General features: G+C 68.4%; 17 protein-coding genes. 7 read left to right on the forward strand and 10 right to left on the reverse strand.

Features of this window, described 5'->3' with window-relative positions; translation table 11 throughout:
- Nucleotides 1-118: 118 nt before the first annotated feature.
- Nucleotides 119-571, reverse strand: a complete 453-nt coding sequence (locus tag OS124_RS0106200; RefSeq protein ID WP_010138540.1) for a low molecular weight protein-tyrosine-phosphatase — start codon at nt 569-571, stop codon at nt 119-121.
- Nucleotides 572-674: 103 nt separating this feature from the next.
- On the opposite strand from OS124_RS0106200, the gene OS124_RS0106205 reads away from it, so the two are divergent.
- Nucleotides 675-1,370 carry an NAD-dependent deacylase gene (locus OS124_RS0106205; protein WP_010138542.1) on the forward strand — a complete coding sequence of 232 codons (696 nt, stop codon included), beginning with the start codon at nt 675-677 and terminating at the stop codon, nt 1,368-1,370.
- A gap of 225 nt (nt 1,371-1,595) precedes the next feature.
- Here OS124_RS0106205 and rpmB read toward each other — a convergent pair whose 3' ends face one another.
- Together rpmB and hrpB are read right to left on the reverse strand one after the other, a co-directional pair.
- The gene (gene rpmB, locus OS124_RS0106210; protein ID WP_010138543.1) at nt 1,596-1,883 is read right to left on the reverse strand and encodes a 50S ribosomal protein L28; all 288 of its coding nucleotides are present in this window, start codon (nt 1,881-1,883) and stop codon (nt 1,596-1,598) included.
- A gap of 235 nt (nt 1,884-2,118) precedes the next feature.
- A complete protein-coding gene (gene hrpB, locus OS124_RS0106215) occupies nt 2,119-4,542 on the reverse strand; it encodes an ATP-dependent helicase HrpB (RefSeq protein WP_029375220.1) in 2,424 nt (807 codons plus the stop codon).
- 178 nt (nt 4,543-4,720) lie between these two features.
- Between hrpB and meaB the strand changes: the two genes are divergently transcribed.
- From meaB to OS124_RS0106235, 4 genes are all read left to right on the forward strand, one after another.
- Nucleotides 4,721-5,698: a methylmalonyl Co-A mutase-associated GTPase MeaB gene (gene meaB / locus OS124_RS0106220; RefSeq protein ID WP_010138545.1), complete on the forward strand. Its 978-nt coding sequence runs from the start codon at nt 4,721-4,723 to the stop codon at nt 5,696-5,698.
- Between the two features lie 482 nt (nt 5,699-6,180).
- Nucleotides 6,181-7,368, forward strand: a complete 1,188-nt coding sequence (locus OS124_RS0106225) for an aspartate aminotransferase family protein (protein ID WP_010138546.1) — start codon at nt 6,181-6,183, stop codon at nt 7,366-7,368.
- 51 nt (nt 7,369-7,419) lie between these two features.
- On the forward strand, nt 7,420-8,346 hold the full coding sequence (gene argF / locus OS124_RS0106230) for an ornithine carbamoyltransferase (RefSeq protein WP_010138547.1): 927 nt from the start codon (nt 7,420-7,422) through the stop codon (nt 8,344-8,346).
- A gap of 172 nt (nt 8,347-8,518) precedes the next feature.
- The gene (locus OS124_RS0106235; RefSeq protein ID WP_010138548.1) at nt 8,519-9,091 is read left to right on the forward strand and encodes a GcrA family cell cycle regulator; all 573 of its coding nucleotides are present in this window, start codon (nt 8,519-8,521) and stop codon (nt 9,089-9,091) included.
- Nucleotides 9,092-9,442: 351 nt separating this feature from the next.
- Here OS124_RS0106235 and OS124_RS0106240 read toward each other — a convergent pair whose 3' ends face one another.
- Nucleotides 9,443-11,371, reverse strand: a complete 1,929-nt coding sequence (locus OS124_RS0106240) for an AsmA family protein (protein WP_010138549.1) — start codon at nt 11,369-11,371, stop codon at nt 9,443-9,445.
- A 119-nt stretch (nt 11,372-11,490) separates the two neighbouring features.
- On the opposite strand from OS124_RS0106240, the gene rimO reads away from it, so the two are divergent.
- Complete coding sequence (gene rimO / locus OS124_RS0106245; protein WP_010138550.1) at nt 11,491-12,894, forward strand: 30S ribosomal protein S12 methylthiotransferase RimO; 1,404 nt, start codon at nt 11,491-11,493, stop codon at nt 12,892-12,894.
- A gap of 184 nt (nt 12,895-13,078) precedes the next feature.
- On the opposite strand, the gene OS124_RS0106250 is transcribed toward rimO, so the two are convergent.
- The 4 genes from OS124_RS0106250 to OS124_RS0106265 form a co-directional block, all read right to left on the reverse strand.
- Nucleotides 13,079-14,629 (reverse strand): cryptochrome/photolyase family protein, encoded by a 1,551-nt coding sequence (locus tag OS124_RS0106250; RefSeq protein WP_010138551.1) that lies wholly within the window; start codon nt 14,627-14,629, stop codon nt 13,079-13,081.
- A gap of 360 nt (nt 14,630-14,989) precedes the next feature.
- Nucleotides 14,990-15,244 (reverse strand): DUF6455 family protein, encoded by a 255-nt coding sequence (locus OS124_RS23880; protein ID WP_010138552.1) that lies wholly within the window; start codon nt 15,242-15,244, stop codon nt 14,990-14,992.
- 33 nt (nt 15,245-15,277) lie between these two features.
- On the reverse strand, nt 15,278-15,535 hold the full coding sequence (locus tag OS124_RS0106260) for a DUF6455 family protein (RefSeq protein WP_010138553.1): 258 nt from the start codon (nt 15,533-15,535) through the stop codon (nt 15,278-15,280).
- Between the two features lie 127 nt (nt 15,536-15,662).
- Nucleotides 15,663-17,435 (reverse strand): SLC13 family permease, encoded by a 1,773-nt coding sequence (locus OS124_RS0106265; RefSeq protein WP_010138554.1) that lies wholly within the window; start codon nt 17,433-17,435, stop codon nt 15,663-15,665.
- A 325-nt stretch (nt 17,436-17,760) separates the two neighbouring features.
- Here OS124_RS0106265 and OS124_RS0106270 point away from each other — a divergent pair, with 325 nt between their 5' ends.
- Nucleotides 17,761-18,501, forward strand: a complete 741-nt coding sequence (locus tag OS124_RS0106270; RefSeq protein WP_010138555.1) for a YebC/PmpR family DNA-binding transcriptional regulator — start codon at nt 17,761-17,763, stop codon at nt 18,499-18,501.
- Nucleotides 18,502-18,624: 123 nt separating this feature from the next.
- Here the strand turns inward: OS124_RS0106270 and OS124_RS0106275 are convergent, their stop codons facing one another.
- Together OS124_RS0106275 and OS124_RS0106280 are read right to left on the reverse strand one after the other, a co-directional pair.
- Entirely contained in the window at nt 18,625-19,323 is a 699-nt protein-coding gene (locus OS124_RS0106275) for a hypothetical protein (protein ID WP_010138556.1), read from the reverse strand.
- A 233-nt stretch (nt 19,324-19,556) separates the two neighbouring features.
- Entirely contained in the window at nt 19,557-20,972 is a 1,416-nt protein-coding gene (locus tag OS124_RS0106280; protein WP_010138557.1) for an MORN repeat-containing protein, read from the reverse strand.
- Nucleotides 20,973-20,975 lie beyond the last annotated feature (3 nt).

Here is a 20,975-nt window from a genome sequence, read left to right on the forward strand (position 1 = left end):
GATGGATCCGCGAGCCTCGTCGAAATGGCAGGGTTTAGCATCCCCGCAAGGGGCAGCGCGCCTCGGTTCTGCCGACCGTGCGGAAAGGATAGCGCCGCCCCGCTGCCCAGGCAAGCGCCTAGCGCAGGCTGGCCAGCAGACCCTCGGCGCAGTCCTCGATCAGGGCCAGGGTGCCGTCGAAGTCGCGGGTGTAATAGGGATCGGGCACCTCGCAGGTCCCGGCGAAGGCGCTGCCCGCCGGCAGGTAATCGGTGAACAGCTTCACCGGCGTCACGCTGCCCCGGGGCCGCTGTGCCTCGATATCCGCCAGGTTCTGCGGATCCATGGCAAGGATCAGGTCGAAGTCGTTGAAATCCTGACTGCGGATCTGGCGCGCGCGCAGCGCTGACATGTCGTAGCCCCGCCCCCGCGCGGCCTGCTGCATGGGGCCGTAGGGCGGCTCTCCCACGTGCCAGTCGCCGGTGCCTGCGCTGTCCAGCACGAGGCCCGGCGCCCGGTCCCGCATCACCGCCTCCGCCGAGGGAGAGCGGCAGATGTTGCCGAGGCAGACGAAAAGGATCGAGGTGGTCATGGGCGCGCTCCTGCGGCAAGGTCCGCAGGCAGGCTATGGGGCCGGGCCGGAAAGTGGAAGGCCAGACGGAAAGGCCGGACCGAAGGGCCAGAAGGAAGGGCAGATGGAGAAGATCGTCATACTGACCGGCGCCGGGATCTCGGCCGAGAGCGGGCTTGGCACCTTCCGTGATTCGGGCGGGCTCTGGGAACGGCACCGGATCGAGGACGTTGCCTCTCCCCAGGGATTCGCCCGCGACCCTGGACTGGTGCAACGATTCTACAACGCCCGCCGCGCCGCGAGCGCCGAGGCCGTGCCGAATCCCGCCCATCTCGCCCTGGCCAGGCTGCAGCGGGATTTTCCCGGCGAGGTGGTGCTGGTGACGCAGAACGTCGACGCGTTGCACGAGGCAGGCGGCGCGACCGGGGTGCTGCACATGCACGGCGAACTGGCCAGCGCGCTCTGTGCTGCCTGCGGCCACCGCTGGACAGCCCCCGCCGAGATGCGCGTCGCTGAGCCCTGCCCCGCCTGCTCTGCCCCCGCCGGCCGTCCCGACATCGTCTGGTTCGGCGAGATGCCCTACCACATGGACGAGATCCTGGCCCATCTCGAGACCTGCACCTGCTTCGCCGCCATCGGCACCTCGGGCAATGTCTACCCCGCCGCCGGATTCGTGCAGATCGCCGACGCCGCAGGCGCCCATTGCGTCGAGCTGAACCTAGAGGCTTCCTCGGTGCGCAGCGACTTCGCAGAGGCGCGCGAAGGCAGGGCCTCGGAGATCGTGCCGCTCTGGGTCGACGAGATGCTGGCGGAGGGCTGAGCGCCCTGCCCCGGCGTCGCTCGGGCTGAGCCGGGGGCCTCCGGCGGCAGTATTTTCAGCCATCGGATAGGGGAAAGAGCCCCTTGTTCCCATCCGATGGCCAGAAATACTGCGGGGGAATCTCCGGCACGGAGATGGGGGCAGAGCCCCCTCTTCCACCGCCCCCCAAAAGCAAACAGCCCCGCCGGATGGCAGGGCTGTCAAAATTTCAAGGGATCGAAAGGATCAGGCCGAGGCCTGGACCTTGGCGATCTCTTTCTTGACCTTCAGGGCGGTGTCGGACAGCTCTGCGTCCTTCGCCTTCTCCAGGAACTTGTCGAGGCCACCGCGGTGGTCGACCGAGCGCAGGGCCGAAGCCGAGATGCGCAGCTTGATGTTACGGCCCAGGGCTTCCGAACGCAGCGAAACGTCGTTCAGGTTGGGCAGGAAACGGCGGCGGGTCTTGTTGTTGGCGTGGCTGACGTTGTTGCCAGTCATCGGGCCTTTACCGGTCAGTTCGCAGCGGCGCGACATAGGTCTATCCTCGTCTGGTCAGAAGGGCAGTTCGCGCCCCGTACAATACAAACGGGCACCGCAATGGGCGGCGCCCTGAATCTCGTTGCGCGTCATTACGCGCTGCCGGGAGGGAGGTCAAGTGTTTCGCAACGATGACAGTCCCACCGCGACAGAGGGGCATCTGCGGCCGCGCCATTCTGCTGCAGAACCGCGTGGCCCTCATGGCCTTCGCTTCACGCGCGCGGATCCGTGATCATTGTCTTCGCTTGACGCGAAGGGTCGGATCCGCTTCGCGCGGATCCTCGGGCCAGGGGTGCTTCGGGTAGCGGCCGCGCATGTCCTTGCGCACATCGGGGTAGGAATTCGTCCAGAATCCCGGGATGTCGCGGGTTACCTGCACCGGACGCCCTGCCGGAGAGAGCAGCGTCACCACCAGCGGACGGCCCGCCACGGTGGGATGGCGGGTCTGGCCGAACATCTCCTGCAGCCGCAGCGCAATGCCAGGAGCCTCGCCGGCGTAGTCGATGGCGATCTTGCGACCGAGCGGCGTGGTGAACTGCGCCGGGACCTCCCGGTCCAGCCTCTGCCCCTGATCCCAGTCAAGGCGCGCGCGCAGTGCGGGCAGCAGATCGAATCGCTTCCACTCCTCGACGCTGCGCACACCGGTCAGATGCGGCAGCAGCCAGTCCCCGAGGCTGTCCATCAGGGCGGCCTCGGAAAAGTCCGGGAAGTCGCCGCCCATCATCCGCGCCCGGGCAAGGAACAGCTCTGCCGCTTTCGAGGGGAACAGCCCCAGCTCGCGCACCCCGTCCAGCATGGCTTCGGCCTGCATCTGCGGATCGACATCCTTCCAGGCGCGGTCACTGAGCGCGATGGCCCCCAGCCGCTCCTGCTCGCGCGCCAACACGCGGCGGTCGCGGCGGGACCATTCGCACAGATGCACCGTCTCGATCCGCTCGGGGAAGAGCGTACGCAGCGCGGCCTCGTCGATCTGCACCGCCTGCCGGATCTTGGCCTCGCGCGGATCCCCATCCAGGTCGGTGGCCACGATCAGCCGCGCGCCTGCCAGCGGATCCTCAGGGGGCAGCACCGCCCCCTTGCCGCCCGACAGAAGGTAGCGCGGCGCCTCGCCCGGCCGACGCAGGCCGATGCGGTCGGGATAGGCCAGCGCGGCCATTTCGGCGGGCGCGAGATGCGCCTCCGGTCCGGCCTGACGGGCCAGGCGTTTGGCCTCGGTGCGGATGCGGGAGAGCGCTCCGGGATCAGCGCGGCTGTCACGCTCCCCGGCCAGGGCCTTCAGGCGCAGGGTCAGGTCCACCGGCGCGCCACGGTTCATCGGATCGCGGTCGGCCAGCAGCGCGGCCAGCGGCGCGGCAGAAGGTCCGGCCAGCGCCAGCATATGCGCCAGGCGCGGGTGCAGCGGCAGCCCGGCCAGTGTGCGACCATGTTCGGTAATGCCATGGGCATCCAGCGCACCGAGAAGACGCAGCAGCGCCTGCGCCTCGCCATAGGCGCCTTCGGGTGGCTGCGTCAGGAAGGCCAGCTGGTCCGGCGCCGCGCCCCAGAGCGCCAGCTCCAGCACGAGGCCCGCAAGGTCCGCCGCCTCGATCTCGGCCGGGGGATAGGCGGGCAGCGCGCCCTCCTCGCCCTTTGTCCAGGCGCGGTAGCAGCGGCCCGGCGCGACACGTCCGGCGCGACCGGCGCGCTGATCGGCTTCGGCACGAGAGACCTTCTCGGTCACCAGCCGCGACATGCCTGCACCGGGATCGAAGCGGGCGCGGCGCGACAGCCCGGCGTCGACCACCGCCCGCACGTCCGGAATGGTCAGGGAGGTCTCGGCGATCGAGGTCGCCAGCACGATATTCCGCCCCTCGGCAGCAGGCTCCAGCGCAGCGCGCTGCTCGGCGAATTTCATTGCGCCGTAGAGCGGACGGATCTGGCAGGTCTTCGGAACGCGGCCCTCCAGCAGCCCGGCAAGGCGGTTGATCTCTCCGGCACCGGGCAGGAAGACCAGCACCCCGGCCTCGGTTTCCTCGACCGCGTGCAGGACGAGGGCGGCGAGGTCGGGCCAGAGGTCGCGCCCCTTGCGCAGGGGCTTGCCGGCATGGACCAGCTCGACCGGGAAGGCCCGGCCCTCGGAGGTGACGACAGGCGCGCCGCCCATCAACTCGGCGACCGGCGCGGCATCCAGCGTGGCGGACATGGCGACGAGAATCAGGTCGTCGCGCAGCGCGCCCGCGATCTCGAGGCAGAGCGCCAGCCCGAGGTCGGCATTCAGCGAGCGTTCGTGGAATTCATCGAAGATCACCGCGCCCACACCGGAAAGCTCGGGGTCGGACTGGATCATCCGGGTCAGGATGCCCTCGGTGACGACTTCGATACGGGTCGCCTTGCCGACCTTCGCCTCGCCCCGTACCCGGTAGCCGACCGTTTCACCGGCGCGTTCGCCGAGGCTCTGGGCCATCCGCTCGGCGGCGGCACGGGCCGCGAGGCGGCGGGGCTCCAGCATCAGGATACGGCCGCCGGTCAGAGCGGCGTCGAGCATCGCCAGCGGCACCCGCGTCGTCTTGCCCGCGCCGGGTGGCGCCTGCAGCACGGCGCGCCCCTTGGCGCGCAGCGCCGCGACCAGCTCTGGCAGGACATCGTCGATGGGCAGGCGGAAATCGGAAGAGCTCATGACGCCATATGCGCTGGTGGTGCGGGCAAGGTCCACCTCCTGCCTGTCTCCGTGTGCCAAATTGAGACGCGGAGGGACCACCGCCCACTTCATGCCCCCGCAGGTCCGCAAAGGCACGCCGCCGCCACTGGACGCGACGCCCCCGCAGCCGCTAGACCCGATGCAAACGGAGGGCCGCATGGACATCACCCAGCTTGCAGAGCAGATCCGCCAAGGCGACCGCCGCGCGCTGGCGCGGGGCATCACGCTGGTCGAGAGCGGACGCGCCGATCACCGGGCGCAGGCGGCCCAGCTGCTGCAGGCCCTCTCGGCCTCTGGCAGGCAGGCGCTGCGCATCGGGCTGTCGGGCACGCCCGGCGTCGGCAAGTCGACCTTCATCGAGAGCTTCGGGATGATGTTGACGGAACGGGGCCTGAAGGTCGCCGTTCTGGCCGTCGATCCCTCGTCGGCCCGCACCGGAGGATCGATCCTGGGCGACAAGACCCGGATGCCGCGCCTGGCCCGCGCACCGGGCGCATATATCCGCCCCTCGCCCAGCCAGACCCACCTCGGCGGCATCGCGCGGCGCTCGCGCGAGGCGGTGGCGTTGTGTGAGGCGGCGGGCTTTGACGTGGTGCTGATCGAGACGGTGGGCGTGGGGCAGTCGGAAACCGTGGTGGCCGAGATCAGCGATCTCTTCCTGCTGCTGCTGGCGCCGGCGGGCGGGGACGAGCTGCAGGGCGTGAAGCGCGGCATCATGGAGATGGCCGACATCATCCTGGTCAACAAGGCGGACGGCGACCTGAAGGCCACCGCCACCCGCACCTGCGCCGACTACGCCGGTGCCCTGCGCCTGCTGCGCAAACGGCCGCAGGACCCCGAGGGCTTCCCCAAGGCGATGATGGTCTCGGCACTGGAGGAGCAGGGGCTGGAACGCGCCTGGGAAGAGATGTGCTCGCTTGCCGACTGGCGCCGCACCGAGGGTCATCTCGCCCGCGCCCGCGCGGCACAAGCCCGCTACTGGTTCGCCGAAGAGGTCCGCCAGGCCCTGCTGGCGGAACTGGACCGCGGCACGGCGAAAGAGCAGATGGCGGAACTGGCCGGGAAGGTGGCGGCGGGCGCGCTGACGCCTTCGCTGGCGGCGGCGCGGATGCTGGAAACCCTGCGCGCGCGGTAAGCGGGCAAGGGGGCGCTGCCCCCTCTTGAGCCCTTACGGTCTCAATTCACCCCCGGAGTACTTTCAGCCTGGTGATGATGCGGGACAGGGCCCGGAAAGGCGGCCTCCTTCTGCCATTTTGAGGGTCCGAGCCCTTCATTGAGAAGGGCGGGCGCCAGTTCGGGTGCGACCTGTTCCATTCTGAGGCCGGAAATGCTCCCGCCGGAGGCGGTGCAACCGCGCCACGCGCGGCGCGCCGCAATCCAGGACGCAGCATTTCCGCTGGGAAAGCCCCGCCGCCTGGGCTAAGCATCGCCCCATGATCGCACGTATCGCAGATATTCTTCGACGCCGAAGCCTCTGAGACCCGCCTCCCGCAGGGAGCGCGGCTGCTGCTGATCCTGCGCCTGCTTCAACAAGGCGCGCCTTTCCCACCCTCGAAAACTTGACTTGGCCCGAGAGCACGTGCTCATTCAGGGCCTCCCGTACCTGAAGGACTTCAGATGATCCCTCCTGTTCTGCCGACCTACAATCGTGCGCCGCTTCATTTCGTGAAGGGCGAAGGCTCGTGGCTGATCGAGGAGGACGGGCGCCGATTCCTCGACATGGGGGCGGGCATTGCCGTCAATGCGCTCGGCCATGGCGACCCCGACCTGGTGGCGGCGCTGACCGAGCAGGGCCAGAAGCTCTGGCACCTCAGCAACCTCTACGAGATCCCGCAGCAGGAAGAGCTGGCCCGGCGGCTGGTCGAGGCGACCTTCGCCGATACGGTCTTCTTCACCAACTCGGGCACCGAGGCCATGGAGCTGGCGGTGAAGATGGCGCGGAAATACTGGTACGAGAGCGGCAAGCCCGAAAAGGTCGAGATCATCGCCTTCGACGGGGCTTTCCATGGCCGCTCTTCCGCCGCCATCGCCGCGGTGAACACCGAGAAGATGGTCAAGGGCTTCGGACCGCTGCTGCCCGGCTTCAAGCAGGCCAAATGGGGTGACTGGGAGGCGCTGGCCGCCCTGATCACCGACGAGACCGCCGCCGTGATCATCGAGCCGGTGCAGGGCGAGGGCGGCATCCGGCCGCTGGATCCCGCCGACCTGAAGGCCCTGCGGGCGCTCTGCGACGAAAAGGGCTGCCTGCTGATCCTCGACGAGGTGCAATGTGGCGTCGGCCGGACCGGAAAGCTGTTTGCCTACCAGTGGTCCTCGATCACCCCCGATATCATGATGGTCGCCAAGGGCATCGGCGGCGGCTTCCCGCTGGGCGCCGTGCTGGCGACCGAGGAGGCCGCCAAGGGCATGGTGGCGGGCACCCACGGCTCGACCTACGGCGGCAACCCGCTGGGTTGCGCCATCGGCAACGCGGTGATCCGCAAGGTGGCCGATGCGGCTTTCCTCGAAGAGGTCTCCCGCAAGGGCGCGCTGCTGCGGCAGAAGCTTGAGGGCCTCGTGGCCGAGAACCCCGAGGTCTTCGAGGCGGTGCGCGGCCAGGGCCTGATGATCGGGCTGAAGTGCAAGCTGCCCTGCGGCGAGGTCGTGCAGGCCGGTTACGGGGTCGAGCTGATCACCGTGCCCGCCGCCGACAACGTGGTGCGCCTGCTGCCGCCGCTGACCATCAGCGACGACGAGATCGGCGAGGCCGTCTCGCGGCTGGACCGGGCCGCCAAGGCCGCCCTTGAAACGACGAAAGCCGGCTGAGCCTGCGCCAATCAGAGGGCGGGTCGCCGGGTGCGGCCCGCGAGAGACGAGATGAAACACTTCCTGGATATCCACACAACCGACCCGGACGACCTGCGCTCGATGCTGGATCAGGCGCGGGCGATGAAGGTCGCGCGCGAGGGCCAGCCCAAGGGCATGCCCGACGAAATCCAGCCGCTGGCCGGTCGCATGGTGGCCCTGATCTTCGAGAAGCCCTCGACCCGGACCCGTGTCAGCTTCGACGTCGGCGTCCGCCAGATGGGCGGCCAGACCATGGTGCTGTCGGGCGGCGAGATGCAGCTGGGTCACGGCGAAAGCATCGCCGATACCGCCCGCGTGCTCAGCCGCTACGTGGACATGATCATGATCCGGACCAACGAGGAATCGATCCTGCACGAGCTGGCCGAACATGCCTCGGTGCCGGTGATCAACGGGCTGACCAACGAAAGCCACCCCTGCCAGATCATGGCCGACGTGATGACCTATGAAGAGCATCGCGGCCCGATCAGGGGCAAGAAGGTGGTCTGGGTCGGCGATGGCAACAACGTCTGCGCCTCGATGCTGCACGCGGCGGGCCAGCTGGGGTTCGACGTGACATTCTCGGGGCCCATGCAGCTGGATCCCGATCCCAAGGCCATCGGCTTTGCCCGCGACCAGGGCAGCAACGTGGTGATCGAGCGCGATCCGTTCCGCGCCGTCGAGGGGGCCGACATCATCGTCGCCGATACCTGGGTGTCGATGCATGACGCGCAAAGCACCCGCGAGCGGCGCCACAACATGCTGCGCCCCTACCAGGTCAACACGCCCCTGATGCAGGCCGCCGGCGACCAGGCCGTCTTCATGCACTGCCTGCCCGCGCATCGCGGCGAGGAAGTGACCTCCGAGGTGATGGACGGGCCGCAGTCGGTGATCTTCGACGAGGCCGAGAACCGCCTGCACGCCCAGAAGGCCGTGATGCGCTGGTGCCTCGGGCTTTAGGTCCCGGCACGTCATGCGCCGAGGCGGGGTCTGCAGGGCAATGATACCTTGTAACTCCGCGCCCCGTGACTAGTATAGGGGACTGAATTCAGGGCGGGGCCCCTGCCGAAAGGCGGGCGGCCCCGCCCCCCGTGACCGCGGGCCGCGGCCGGAACAAGGATTGGAGAGCGGAATGTCCTGGACCGACGAACGCGTCGAGCTCTTGAAGAAGATGTGGTCGGAAGGCCAGTCGGCGAGCCAGATCGCCAAGGAACTGGGCGGGGTGACCCGCAATGCGGTGATCGGCAAGGTGCATCGCCTCGGCCTGTCCAACCGCTCGGGCGGAGGCGCGCCGCAACCGGCGGCCGCCGCGCCCAAGGCGGAAGCCAAGGCCAAGCCCGCGCCCAAGCGCGAGGCCTCGCCGGCGCCCGAGCCGAAGCCCGAACCCGCGCCCCAGGCCGCGGCCCCGGCCCCGAGCCCGGCGCGCAAGGCGATCATCCCCGCCGGCCAGCCGCTGCCGCCGCAGCCCTCGGCCAACGAGATCAGCCCCGAGGCCCTCGCCAAGGTCAACGAGATCGAGAAGAAGTCCAAGAAGCTGACGCTGATGGAACTGACCGAGCGGACCTGCAAATGGCCCGTCGGCGATCCGGCCACCGACGACTTCTGGTTCTGCGGCCTGCCTACCCAGCAGGGCAAACCCTATTGCGATGCCCATGTCGGCGTCGCCTTCCAGCCGATGTCCTCGCGCCGCGACCGCAAACGCTGAGCTGATCGGTTATCGAGATGAGAAGAGCCCCCGCCGGGGCTCTTTTTCGTTAGTGGGCTGCGGGGCTCTGCCCCGTCCGCCCGAGGCGGACTCCCCCGGAGTGTTTCCAGCCTATTTCCGGCCGTCGGATAGATGGAAGGGGCCCCTGCATCCGTTCGATGGCTGGAAATACTCCGCCGGAGGCGTCCTGCATCTGACCTTGGCGCAGGTGCCGAATCGAGGGCGACGGGGCATGAGACCTCGGAGGGTCTGCCTGGCCGCCGGCGACACTTGCCCGGATCGCTTCCCGGACATCTGGGCTCCGCCCGTTCGCGACTGAAACGGTCCCCCGGACCGTTTCCGGGACGTCGCTCACTTGAAAAGATTTTGCAGTTCGTTCTTCAGCTTGTCCTCAAGGCCGCGGCGGATCGCGTCCTCGCCGCTTTCGCCCTCTTCCCGCGAGACACCGAGCCGCTCCTGCAGTTCCGACTGCACACGATCCTTGGCGCGCTGCTCGACTTCTTCGCGGTCGATGTCGGCGTTGAGCTGGAGAGCGCGTTCGAGGTCCGGCAGGATCTGCGGGCTGGCCCAGGGGCCGCGGATGCGCACCGGGATCGCCAGGCCGCGCCCCTGGTCATCCTTCAGCGCCACCGGGGTGAAGAGATAGTTCAGGCTCTGCGCGCCGAGGTTCACCTGCCCTTCGCCGGTCGCGGTGATCGAGGCCAGCTGCATGCGCAGGTCGTCGTTGCGCAGCACCCCGTCGGAGATCGTGAAACTGGCCGTGGTGGCGTCGAAGATCGTCGTGCCGCCCGAAACATCGCCGGAGCGGAACAGCCGGTCGAGGTCGATGCCGGTGATCGTGCCGCGCCCGGTCTCGAGGCTGCCCGAGCCGGAAAGCGAGCTCATCCAGGCGGCAACGGACTGGCCGGAGGCGAGGAAGTTCAGCCGCGCGCCGGCGCTGCCGGTGAACCGGTCGATCCCGGCCAGCTCCCCCAGAAGGCGATTGAGGTCGACCCCATCGGCCGTGAGATCGCCCCCGATCGACAGCCCGGCGCGGTTGTTCGCCACCAGCTGCCCGGTAACCGAGCCCCCGAAGACCGACAGCCGCCGGATCTGCGCCACGGCACGGGCACGCTCGATGCTGATGGTTGTCTGCAGGTCCTGCAATTGCGTCACGCCAAGCGCGACCGAGCCCGCGCTCAGGGCGATATCGCCCTCGATCAACCCGAGGGCCGAGGCGTCGATGGGCGCCCGGGACCAGCCCGTTGCGGCGCTGCCACCGCCGCCCGATCCGCCGCCGGTGAAGGGCGCCAGGTCAAGGCTTTGCGCCGTGATGCGGGCGGTGACCTGGGTCACCGCGCCGGGCAGAAGGTCGGCTTCGATGGCCGCCTGGTTGCCCGCGCCGCGCAGGGCGCCCTCGCGCAGGGCGACGCGGCCATCGGGCGTCAGTGTCACCTGCCCGTCGAAGCCGAGGTCGCGCGACAAGGCGCCGGGCAAGTCCGCCGCCTCGCCCAGCACCGCCAGCAGCTTGCCCGCATCGCTGACCGAGAGCGACAGACGCCCCGTGGCCTCGGGCGCGATCCCCGCGCGCCCCTCGAAAGAGGCGGTGCCGCCCGGCGCCTCGAAGCGCACCGACAGCGGTGAGACCTCGCCATCGAGGAAGCGGGCCGCCTGGGCCACCTGCCCCTCGCCGGTGATCGTGCCACCGGGCAGCGCCAGCTTCAGCGTCATGTCGGCGGGGCCGGTGGCCTCGGGCAGCGACAGGGTAAGCTCAAGTCCCGAAAGGCGCTGATCACTGCCGGCGCGGGCATCGACATAGCGGATCTGGGCGTTGCGCACGAAGAGGGTTTCCAGCACCAGCGCATTGGTCTGGGCCCCCGTTTCAACCGAGGTCTGGGGGGCGGTCCCGCCGGAGGGCGTGGCGAACTGCCAGTTGACCTCGCCTTGCGCATTGCGTTCCAGCAGGATCTGCGGCGCCTCGGCGTCAAGCTCGGTGATGCGGATGTCACCGCCGAGCAGCGCCATCAGGTCGACGCCGATGGTCAGCGCCTCGGCCCGGAACATCGGCCCCTTGTCGGACCAGGGGGCGTTGGACAGGCTGACCGGGCCGGTCTGCACCCCAAGCGTGGGGTAGTAGCTGATACGGGTCTCGCCCGAGATTTCCAGCTGCCGGCCGGTACGGGCGGTCAGCTGGTCGGCGGCAAGCCGGGCAATCTTTTCGCCCGGCAGGGCGAACAGCGCCGCGACCAGCAGCAGGACGGCGACGACCAGCGCCCCGATTATCCTCATGATCCAACGCATTGCCTGCCTCCCTCTGTCTTCTGCGGCAAGGATAGCAGCCCCGCCCGGCGCGGCAAGCGCAGGCTGCGCGACAGGCACCTGCTGCGCGGGGGCTTCCCCTGCCCCGGGGCCTGCATTATATGCCGCCCATGCAGAATCCGCCCGATCTTCGCCCCGATCTAGCCCCTGCCGCCCGCCTGGGCGACGGTCCCGCACGCCCCGGCCAGCCCTCGCTGGGCATGGTCTCTCTCGGCTGCCCGAAGGCGCTGGTGGACAGCGAGCGGATCCTGACCCGGCTGCGCGCCGAGGGCTATGCGATCAGCCCGGACTACACCGGCGCCGATGCGGTGATCGTCAACACCTGCGGGTTTCTCGACAGCGCCAAGGCGGAAAGCCTCGAGGCCATCGGCGAGGCGCTGAAGGAAAACGGCCGGGTGATCGTCACCGGCTGCCTCGGCGCGGAGCCCGAGTACATCACAGGCGTGCACCCCAAGGTGCTGGCCGTCACCGGCCCGCATCAGTACGAGCAGGTGCTGGATGCCGTCCATGCCGCCGTGCCGCCCGATCCCGATCCCTTCGTCGATCTGCTGCCCGCTTCGGGGGTCAGCCTGACGCCGCGCCACTACAGCTACCTGAAGATCTCGGAGGGCTGTAACCACAAGTGCAAGTTCTGCATCATCCCGGACATGCGCGGCAAGCTGGTCTCCCGGCCCGCCCATGCGGTGCTGCGCGAGGCCGAGAAGCTGGTCGAGGCAGGGGTGAAGGAGCTGCTGGTGATCAGCCAGGACACCTCGGCCTATGGGGTGGACCGCAAGCATGACCTGCACCCCTGGAAGGGCGAGGAGGTCAAGAGCCACATCCTGGATCTGAGCCGCGAGATGGCCCAGCTTGGCGCCTGGGTGCGGCTGCATTACGTCTACCCCTATCCCCATGTGCGCAACCTGATCCCGCTGATGGCGGATCCCGCGAACGGTCTGCTGCCCTACCTGGACATCCCCTTCCAGCACGGCCACCCGGACGTGCTGAAGCGCATGGCCCGCCCTGCCGCCAGCGCCAGGACCCTGGACGAGATCGCCGCCTGGCGCGCCGATTGCCCCGACATCACCCTGCGCTCGACCTTCATCGTCGGCTATCCGGGTGAGACCGAGGCCGAGTTCCAGTACCTGCTGGACTGGCTGGACGAGGCGCAGCTGGATCGCGTCGGCTGCTTCCAGTACGAGAATGTCGCCGGGGCGCGCTCGGCCGATCTGCCCGACCATGTGCCGGACGAGGTGAAGCAGGACCGCTGGAACCGCTTCATGGAGAAGGCCCAGGCGATCTCCGAGGCGAAGCTTGAGGCCAAGGTGGGCAAGCGGTTGCAGGTCATCGTGGATGAGCTGGACGGCGACGGCGCCACCTGCCGCACCTGGGCCGATGCGCCCGAGATCGACGGCAATCTCTTCATCGACGAGGATTTCGAGGATCTGAAGCCCGGCGACATCCTTGAGGTCGAGGTGGACGAGGCCAGCGAATACGACCTCTGGGGCAAGCGCCTGCGCAACTGAGCGCGGGTGCAGAACGGACGCGGCAGCGCGGACGGGCCGGGCTCGATGCCCGGGCCGGGCGCACGCCGGTCGATCCGGGCAAGGGGGGCGCTGCCCCCCGTCTCCGTACCGGAGACTCCCCCCGCAGTATTTTCAGCCATCGGATAGGGGCAAGGGGTGCCCCTGGCCGCCGTCATGCGTTTCGTCAGACCGGATCGCCGGCGGAGAGGCGGGTGAGGAAGCGTTCGGCCTCGGACAGGATCGTGGCGCGTCTGTCTTCGGCCATGCGGTCCCAGGTGCTGTAGATCCGGCCCATCCGGTGATTCTGCTCGAACCTCTCGCGGTGACGGGTCAGGAAGTGCCAGTAGAGCAGGTTGAAGGGACAGGCGCCCTCGCCGGTCTTCCGGGTCGCCGAATAGGCGCAACCCTGGCAGTAGTCGGACATCTTCGCGATGTAGTTGGCGCTGGAGACATAGGGTTTGGAGGCGATGACGCCGCCGTCTGCGAACTGGCTCATGCCTACCGTGTTCGGGGCCTCGACCCATTCGAAGGCGTCGACATAGACCGAGAGATACCATTCGTGCACCTCGGCCGGGTTGATCCCCGCCAGCAGGGCGAAGTTGCCCGTCACCATCAGGCGCTGGATGTGATGCGCATAGCCCAGGCGTTGCGTCTGGCCGATGGCCGCCGACAGGCAGGCCATCTGGGTCGGCGCGCCCCAGTAGAGTGGCGGCAAAGCGCGCTGGTGGTTCAGCGCGTTGCGGCGCGGATAGTCCGGTCCTTCGAGGAAGTAGATCCCGCGCACGTATTCGCGCCAGCCTATGACCTGGCGAATGAAGCCCTCGGCCGAATTCAGCGGCACTTCACCGGCTTCCCAGGCGGCCTGCACCGCGTCACAGACCTCTCGCGCATCGAGAAGGCCGAGGTTGAGGGCGGGCGAGATCAGCGCGTGGTTCAGATAGGCATCGTCGCTGAGCATGGCGTCCTGGTAGCGGCCGAACCCGGCCAGCCGGGTCGAGACGAAATGGCTCAGCGCGCGGCGTGCCTGGGTCCGTGTGACCGGCAGATCGAAGGGATGCAGGTCGCCGAAGTTTTCGCCGAAGCGGTCGCCGACGAGGTCCAGCACCTCTTCGGTGATCGCATCGGGCGTGAAGGACATGGGGCCTGCGCGGAACAGGTCCGCGCCGCCCTTCGGGGGGCCCGCGCGGTTGTCGTGATCGAAGTTCCACTGATCCCCGGCGGGGCTGTCGCCCTGCATCAGATAGCCCGTCTCGCGGCGCATCTCGCGGTAGAAATACTCCATCCGCAGCGACTTGCGGCCCTCGGCCCAGCTCTCGAAACGGGCGTGGGAAGCGAGGAAACGGTCGTCTTCCTGCATATCAATGTCCAGCGGCAGGTCGCGAAGGGCCTCGATCAGGCGCCATTCGCCGGGCTCTGTGGCCAGCACCCGGGTGGTGCCTGCCTCTTCGGCGCGGCGCAGCAGTTCGGCGGGGATCGAGCCGGCGTTGTCCGGATCATCGAGGCGGGTATAGGCGACCTCCCAACCGGCCGTGCGCAGCTCTTCGGCAAAGTGGCGCATGGCCGAGAGCACCAGGGCGATCTTCTTCGGGTGATGCGGCACATAGCCGGTCTCGGAGGCGACCTCGGCCATCACCACCCTGTCGCGGGCGGGATCGGCGGCGCGCAGGGCCGCGAGGTCGGGCGAGAGCTGATCGCCGAGGACCAGGACGAGGCAGGCGGGTGTGCGGGCGGTCATGTGGGCACTACGTGGCGGCGGGCCGGGCGGTTCACTCTGGCGCGCACATCGTCGGGCCCCAAGGCCAGTCGCGGGCCTGCCAGGGCCTGCCGGGGGCGGAAACGAGAGCACCGGCACGGGATCTCTCCCGCGCCGGTGCCTGCGCCATCCGGGCCGGTCGCCATGACCCTGTCCGACCGCGCCCTCCTGCGGTGCGGACAGTCGACCTTGCCCCACTGGCGGATCCCGGCGCCCCTTCCCCAAGAGGCGGTCCGGAAGTCTGTCCCTGGACTTTTATCCTCGCCGACCCCGCCGGTCGCCGAGCTGTCCGTCGTGCCCGTCCCGGTGCCTCCCGCAAGGCGACCCGGACGGGGTCTTTGGCTACTTGCCGTGCGGCGCGCGGGCGAACCAGCCTGCGTTGCGGCAATAGCCCGGTGTCACATGCGCCTTGGCATGGGCGGCCTGCCACTGGCCGCAGGCGCCGGCTTCGCGGCAGGAGGCGCAGCGCAGCACCGCCGTGCGGTAGGCCGAAACCGAGGCCTCGTCATGGGCCATCCGGTCCAGATCCACCCCGATGCGTTCGGCCATGCCGGTCATCAGGTCCATGTGCTTGTCGAGCTTGCTGAACAGTCCCATCACGGCCTCTCCCCGCTTGCTGCCGGCCCGTCCTCAGAGCCCGGCAAAGATCATTGCATTCCGGCAGCCGGGCATTGCCCGGTCGCGCGGCAGTTCTTCCAGTTCGCCAGACCGCAGCCAGCGGCAGCAGGCGTCCGTCTTGTCGCAGCCTCGGCAGCGCTCGACCATGGTGGCCCAGCCCTCTGCATCCAGCCGGCCCAGGGCCATGGCCCCGGCCGGATCGCAGCCGAGGCTCTTCGCCATCCGCTGCACCAGCCAGTAGTGCGTCACCTGATCGCCTTTCGGTGTCATAGAGCCGCCCTCCGAACCCACCGGATCCTCTCCGGTCTGAAAGGGAGATTAGCGCCGCAGCACCGGCGTCGCCTTGATCTGGGTCAAGTTCCCCGTTCTTGGGCAGAACCCATGGCGCCCGCCCGGCTCAGAGCGGCCAGAACACCAGGATGAGGGGGATGGAGACCGCGACCACCAGCAGTTCCAGCGGCAGGCCCATGCGCCAGTAGTCGCCGAACCGGTAGCCCCCCGGGCCCAGCACGAGGGTGTTGTTCTTGTGCCCGATGGGGGTGAGGAAGGCCGCCGAGGCGGCGACCGCCACCGCCATCAGGAAGGGGTCGGGCGAAACATCGAAGCTGCGCGCCATCGAGATCCCGATGGGGGCGGCGACAATCGCCGTGGCGGTGTTGTTCAACACGTCCGAGAGGGTCATCGTCACCACCATCAGCGCGGTCAGCACGGCCCAGGCCGGCCAGCCTCCGGTCAGCGCGACGAGGCCATTGGCGATCAGCTCGGTGCCGCCCGAGGTTTCCAGCGCCGCCCCCAGCGGGATCATCGAGCCGAGCAGCACCACCACCGGCCATTCTATGTGGTCGTAAAGCTCATCCAGAGGGACGACGCGCATCAGCAGGTAGGCGATGACCACGAAGCCGAGCGCGACCGGCAGGTGAACCACCCCGAGACTGGCGGCCAGCACCGCGCCGCCGAACAACGCGATGGCGGCCCAGGTCTTGGTGTTCTCGGTCACCGCAAGGCCACGGTCGGCCAGGGTCAGGCAGCCCAGCCAGTCGGCCACCTGGGCGCCCGTGTCCTTGGGCACCAGCAGCAGCAGCTGGTCCCCCGGCTGGATCTGCGTGCGGCGCACCTGCTTGGTGATCCGCCGGCCCTGCCGCGAGATCCCCAGCAGCACCGCCCGGTGCCGCCACGAGACGCCGACCGCCTGCGCCGTCTTGCCGGCGATCCGCGCATCTCTCGGCACCACGACCTCCAGCACGTCCAGCCCCTCGCCCGCCGCCTTCAGCTTGTCCTCGCGGCTGTTGTCCGAGAAGGCCAGGTTCAGCGCGGTGCGGAATTCGTCCAGCGCCTCGGGCACCGCCTCGAGCACCAGCGCGTCGCCGGCGCGCAGCTCGCTGTTGCGGGCCTGGCCGTAGAGGCGTTCGCCGTCGCGGATCAGGCCCAGCACGGCGACGTCGCATTTCTCGGCCTCCTCGTAGGTCTCGTAGAGACGGCGACCGACCCACTTGCTGTCTTCGGGCACCGTCAGTTCTGCCACGTATTGCGCCAGCGCCCCTTCCGAGAGCGCCTCGCCCTCCTGGCGCGGGATCAGCCGCCAGCCGATCAGCGCGACGAAGGCCAGCCCGGCGATGGCCGTCAGCCCGCCGACCGGGGCGAAGTCGAACATGCTGAAGCCCTCGCCCAGACTCTCCGCCCGGATCGACGAGATCAGGATGTTGGGCGGCGTGCCGATCAGGGTCGCCATGCCGCCGAGGATGGTGGCGAAGGAAAGCGGCATCAGCGACAGCCCCGGCGCCCGCCCGGCCTTGCGCGCGGTCTGGATATCGACCGGCATCAGCAGCGCCAGCGCCGCCACGTTGTTCATGAAGGCCGACAGGACCCCGCCGATCCCGCCCATCAGCGCGATATGCCCGCCAAGGGGGCGGGCCGCGTTCACCAGCGTCCGGGTGATCAGGTAGACCGCCCCCGAGCGCACCAGCCCCGCCGAGACCACCAGCACCAGCGCCACGATCAGCGTCGCCTCGTGACCGAAGCCCGAGAAGATCTCCTCGTAGGGCACGACGCCCGTGACCCCGGCCACCATCAGGGCGCTGAAGGCCACCACGTCATAGCGGAAGCGACCCCAGAGCAGCAGGGCGAAGACGGCAATGAAAAGAGAGAAGAGGATGATCTGATCGCTGGTCATGAAGCGACAATAGCGCGGGGCCGGACAAGGTCACGGGAAATGGCAGCGCTTCCGCGATTTCCCGCGAAAGGCCCCGGCGAGGCCCCGCGCGCGCACCACCCGCGAGACCCTCTGCACGACCCGGCCCCCTTCCCCCGCGCAGGGCCCTTCCGGGCGCCGCGTTCTGTCGCCTGCTGCGTCGCTGGCATGCGTTGCCCCCGGCCCGGCCCCTCCGGCCAGGACCTCGCGCCTCGTTCTTCCGCCTTCCCCCACCAGCCACCTTGCGGCCATGGGTGCCTGTGCCTTATAGAGGCGCGACCGAATTCATACGAGACTGGAGGCACCGATGGCCGGCCACTCTAAATGGGCGAACATCCAGCACCGCAAGGGTCGGCAGGACGCCGCCCGTTCGAAGCTTTTCTCGAAGCTTTCGAAGGAAATCACCGTGGCCGCCAAGATGGGCGACCCGGACCCCGAAAAGAACCCCCGCCTGCGCATGGCGGTGAAGGAAGCCAAGTCCAGCTCCGTCCCCAAGGACGTGATCGACCGCGCGATCAAGAAGTCGCAGGCCGGCGAGGGCGATGACTACGAAGAGATCCGCTACGAGGGCTACGGCCCCAATGGCGTTGCGGTGATCGTCGAGGCGATGACCGACAACCGCAACCGGACCGCCTCGAACGTGCGCTCGACCTTCTCCAAGAACGGCGGCAACCTGGGCGAGACCGGCTCGGTCGGCTTCATGTTCGAGCGCAAGGGCGAGGTGGTCTACCCCGCTTCCGTGGGCGATGCCGATGACGTCATGATGGCGGCCATCGAAGCTGGTGCGGAAGACGTGGAAAGCTCGGAAGAGGGCCATGTGGTCTACTGCCTCGACACCGACCTCAACGAGGTGGCAACGGCGCTCGAGGCCCAGCTGGGCGAAAGCGCGTCGACCAAGCTGATCTGGAAGCCCACCACCACCACCGAGCTGGACCTGGAGGGCATGCAGAAGCTGATGAAGCTGATCGACGCCCTGGAAGACGACGATGACGTGCAGCGCGTCACCGCCAACTTCGAAGCCTCCGACGAGGTGATGGAACAGCTCTGAGCCGTTCCCGACCGCAAGATGTGAAACGCCCCGGCGCCAGAAGGTGCCGGGGCGTTTTCCTCGTTGCGGCAGGCGGGCCCGCCGGTGTTGCCCGGGCGATGCCTATACAGGTCGCCGCCAGTCTCAGCCGGTGCAGGTCAGCACGAGGGCATGGCTGTTCGGGTTGATGTCCTTCTGGATGAAGCCTTCGACCTTGCCGTCGACGCTGAAGTCATGGGGCCGGTCGTAGGTGTACCAGGTCTCTTCACCGTCCTCGGTGAACGTCTCGCTTTCGCCGTAGTAGTAGAAGTAGTCCAGGCGGGTCCTCGGCAGGTAGGCCACCTCGCCGCGCTTCAGCCGATACCACGAGGCCATCTGCCAGCGACCGTCCAGGTCCTGGTAGCGCAGGGCGACGAAGATGTCGTAGTTGCATTCGGTGGCCATGCGGATCTGGTAGCGGTCGTCATCGCCGTAGGTGGTCTCGCAGCTGACCGAATGGGAATAGGTCGAGTCGCCACGGCTGAACGTCACCTGGTGCGACTCGAAGTTGTAGTCGGAAGAGACCGAGGGCATGCGGTGGTCGCAGCGCCAGACCCGGCCCTTGTCGAAGGCGTAGAACTCGAATTCGCCCTCATTGGTGGTGAAGAGGTAATATTCCTCGCCGGGCTCGAACACGTAGTACCCCTCGGTCTGTTCGTTGCCCGAGGTGTCTATGTAATTCACCGCAACGCGCACGGTGTCAGAGCATTCGTTCTCGAAATAGACATCCGTCGCATGGGCCTGCCCCGGGCGCAAGGTGGCCAGAAGCATCAGGGCGGCGGCGGCCAGCATGGATTTCGGCATATCAATCCCTTAACTGAAAAGGTTCCCGGGGCCGCCGTGGCCCCGGGTGCCGTCCCAGAAAAGGCCGGCGGGCCGGTCCTGTCAAATGACAGGCGCCGTCATGGCTGCCGGTTCCTGAATGCCCTTGCAAAAATGTCGTCGCCACGGGCGCCCTGTCCGGCGCTGGGGGCCAGGGGACGGCGGGCGGGGCGAGGCTCCGGCACGGAGCGAGCGCCGTGCCCGTCCCAGGTACGTCACTGACTGGCCGCGCCCTCTTCCAGCACGCCGCCGACCCAGGTCCCCGAGAGGACTTCGCCGCTGGCATAGGTCAGCGTGCCCTGGCCCTCGCGACGACCCTCGACGAAATCACCCTCGTAGACATCGCCGTTCTTGTAGGTCGCGACGCCCTTCCCGGTCATCTCGCCCGCCGCCCAGTCGCCCTCGTAGGTGAAGCCGTCGGGCATGGTGATCTTGCCGGCCCCGTCCCTGAGACCGGCCTTGAATCCGCCCTCGTAGACCATGCCGTCGGGATAGGTGGCCTTGCCCTCACCATCGCGCTGGCCCTCGGCCCAGTTGCCTTCGTAGACATAGCCCTCGCCGTCGCGCATCACGCCGTAGCCGTGGTTCTGCGCTGCCTTGAAGCTGCCCTCGTAGGTCAGCCCAGAGGGGAAGGTCGCGACGCCCTCGCCCTCGATCACGCCGGCCTTCCAGTCGCCCTCGTAGGTCGCGCCGTCGGGATAGGTGATCTTGCCGCGCCCGTCCGCCAGGTCGCCGGCGAACTGCCCCGCGTAGACCGAGCCGTCGGGATAGGTCACCTGCCCGTCCCCCGAGATCTTGCCGGCCCGCCACTGGCCTTCGTAGCGATAGCCGTCGGCGCCGGTGAAGGTCCCCTGCCCCTCGCGCTGATCGGCGACGAAGCTGCCCTGGTAGACATCGCCATTGGCATAGGTCACCCGGCCCTCGCCCTCGCGCTGACCGGCCACCAGGGTGCCTTCGTAGATGTCGCCATTGGCCTGGGTCAGCTTGCCCTGGCCCTCGATCTGGCCTTCGACCCAGTCGCCCTCGTAGGTCAGCCCATCGGCCATGACCAGGGTGCCCGTGCCGTCGCGCTGGCCGCCGCTGATGCCGCCCTCGTAAATGGAGCCGTCGGGATAGGTGATCTTGCCCTGCCCCTCCTTCACGCCATTGACCCAGTCGCCATCGTAGACATAGCCGTCGGGGTTCTCCATCCGGCCGCGCCCATGGTGCATGGCGTTGCGGAAGGCGCCCTCGTAGCGCACCCCGTTGGCATAGTCCGCGATGCCCTGGCCGGTGATCTTGCCGTCGACCCAGGCGCCCTCGTAGGTGCCCCCGTCCGAGAAGGTGATCTTGCCGAATCCTTCGGGCTTTCCCTTGGCAAATTCGCCTTCGTAAACCGAGCCATTGGGGAAGGCGGCACGGCCCTGGCCGCGGATCTCTCCCGCCACCCAGTCGCCGGTGTACTCGTAGCCATTGGGCAGCCGGTAGGTTCCGAAACCGTCCTGGAGACCGTCCTTGAAGGTGCCCTCGTAGACCCCGCCATCCTCGTACTGCTTGGTCTGTACCGAGCCGTCCTGCGCCAGCGCGATACCTGCCACGGATGCCAGACCGACCGTCCCGGCAAACAGAAAGCTTCTCAGAACCTGAACCATGGT

It is taken from the genome of Oceanicola sp. S124 (assembly GCF_000220565.1).
Classification (GTDB): domain Bacteria; phylum Pseudomonadota; class Alphaproteobacteria; order Rhodobacterales; family Rhodobacteraceae; genus Pseudooceanicola.

What these genes read in the sequence shown, in the direction of transcription:
- OS124_RS0106240 (WP_010138549.1), bottom strand. Translation starts at nt 11,371, where the DNA reads ATGCGTTGGATCATGAGGATAATCGGGGCGCTGGTCGTCGCCGTCCTG.
- OS124_RS0106270 (WP_010138555.1), top strand. Translation starts at nt 17,761, where the DNA reads ATGGCCGGCCACTCTAAATGGGCGAACATCCAGCACCGCAAGGGTCGG.
- OS124_RS0106235 (WP_010138548.1), top strand. Translation starts at nt 8,519, where the DNA reads ATGTCCTGGACCGACGAACGCGTCGAGCTCTTGAAGAAGATGTGGTCG.
- OS124_RS0106280 (WP_010138557.1), bottom strand. Translation starts at nt 20,972, where the DNA reads ATGGTTCAGGTTCTGAGAAGCTTTCTGTTTGCCGGGACGGTCGGTCTG.
- meaB (WP_010138545.1), top strand. Translation starts at nt 4,721, where the DNA reads ATGGACATCACCCAGCTTGCAGAGCAGATCCGCCAAGGCGACCGCCGC.
- OS124_RS23880 (WP_010138552.1), bottom strand. Translation starts at nt 15,244, where the DNA reads ATGGGACTGTTCAGCAAGCTCGACAAGCACATGGACCTGATGACCGGC.
- rimO (WP_010138550.1), top strand. Translation starts at nt 11,491, where the DNA reads ATGCCGCCCATGCAGAATCCGCCCGATCTTCGCCCCGATCTAGCCCCT.
- OS124_RS0106205 (WP_010138542.1), top strand. Translation starts at nt 675, where the DNA reads ATGGAGAAGATCGTCATACTGACCGGCGCCGGGATCTCGGCCGAGAGC.
- OS124_RS0106275 (WP_010138556.1), bottom strand. Translation starts at nt 19,323, where the DNA reads ATGCCGAAATCCATGCTGGCCGCCGCCGCCCTGATGCTTCTGGCCACC.
- OS124_RS0106260 (WP_010138553.1), bottom strand. Translation starts at nt 15,535, where the DNA reads ATGACACCGAAAGGCGATCAGGTGACGCACTACTGGCTGGTGCAGCGG.
- OS124_RS0106250 (WP_010138551.1), bottom strand. Translation starts at nt 14,629, where the DNA reads ATGACCGCCCGCACACCCGCCTGCCTCGTCCTGGTCCTCGGCGATCAG.
- OS124_RS0106225 (WP_010138546.1), top strand. Translation starts at nt 6,181, where the DNA reads ATGATCCCTCCTGTTCTGCCGACCTACAATCGTGCGCCGCTTCATTTC.
- rpmB (WP_010138543.1), bottom strand. Translation starts at nt 1,883, where the DNA reads ATGTCGCGCCGCTGCGAACTGACCGGTAAAGGCCCGATGACTGGCAAC.
- argF (WP_010138547.1), top strand. Translation starts at nt 7,420, where the DNA reads ATGAAACACTTCCTGGATATCCACACAACCGACCCGGACGACCTGCGC.
- OS124_RS0106265 (WP_010138554.1), bottom strand. Translation starts at nt 17,435, where the DNA reads ATGACCAGCGATCAGATCATCCTCTTCTCTCTTTTCATTGCCGTCTTC.
- OS124_RS0106200 (WP_010138540.1), bottom strand. Translation starts at nt 571, where the DNA reads ATGACCACCTCGATCCTTTTCGTCTGCCTCGGCAACATCTGCCGCTCT.
- hrpB (WP_029375220.1), bottom strand. Translation starts at nt 4,542, where the DNA reads ATGAGCTCTTCCGATTTCCGCCTGCCCATCGACGATGTCCTGCCAGAG.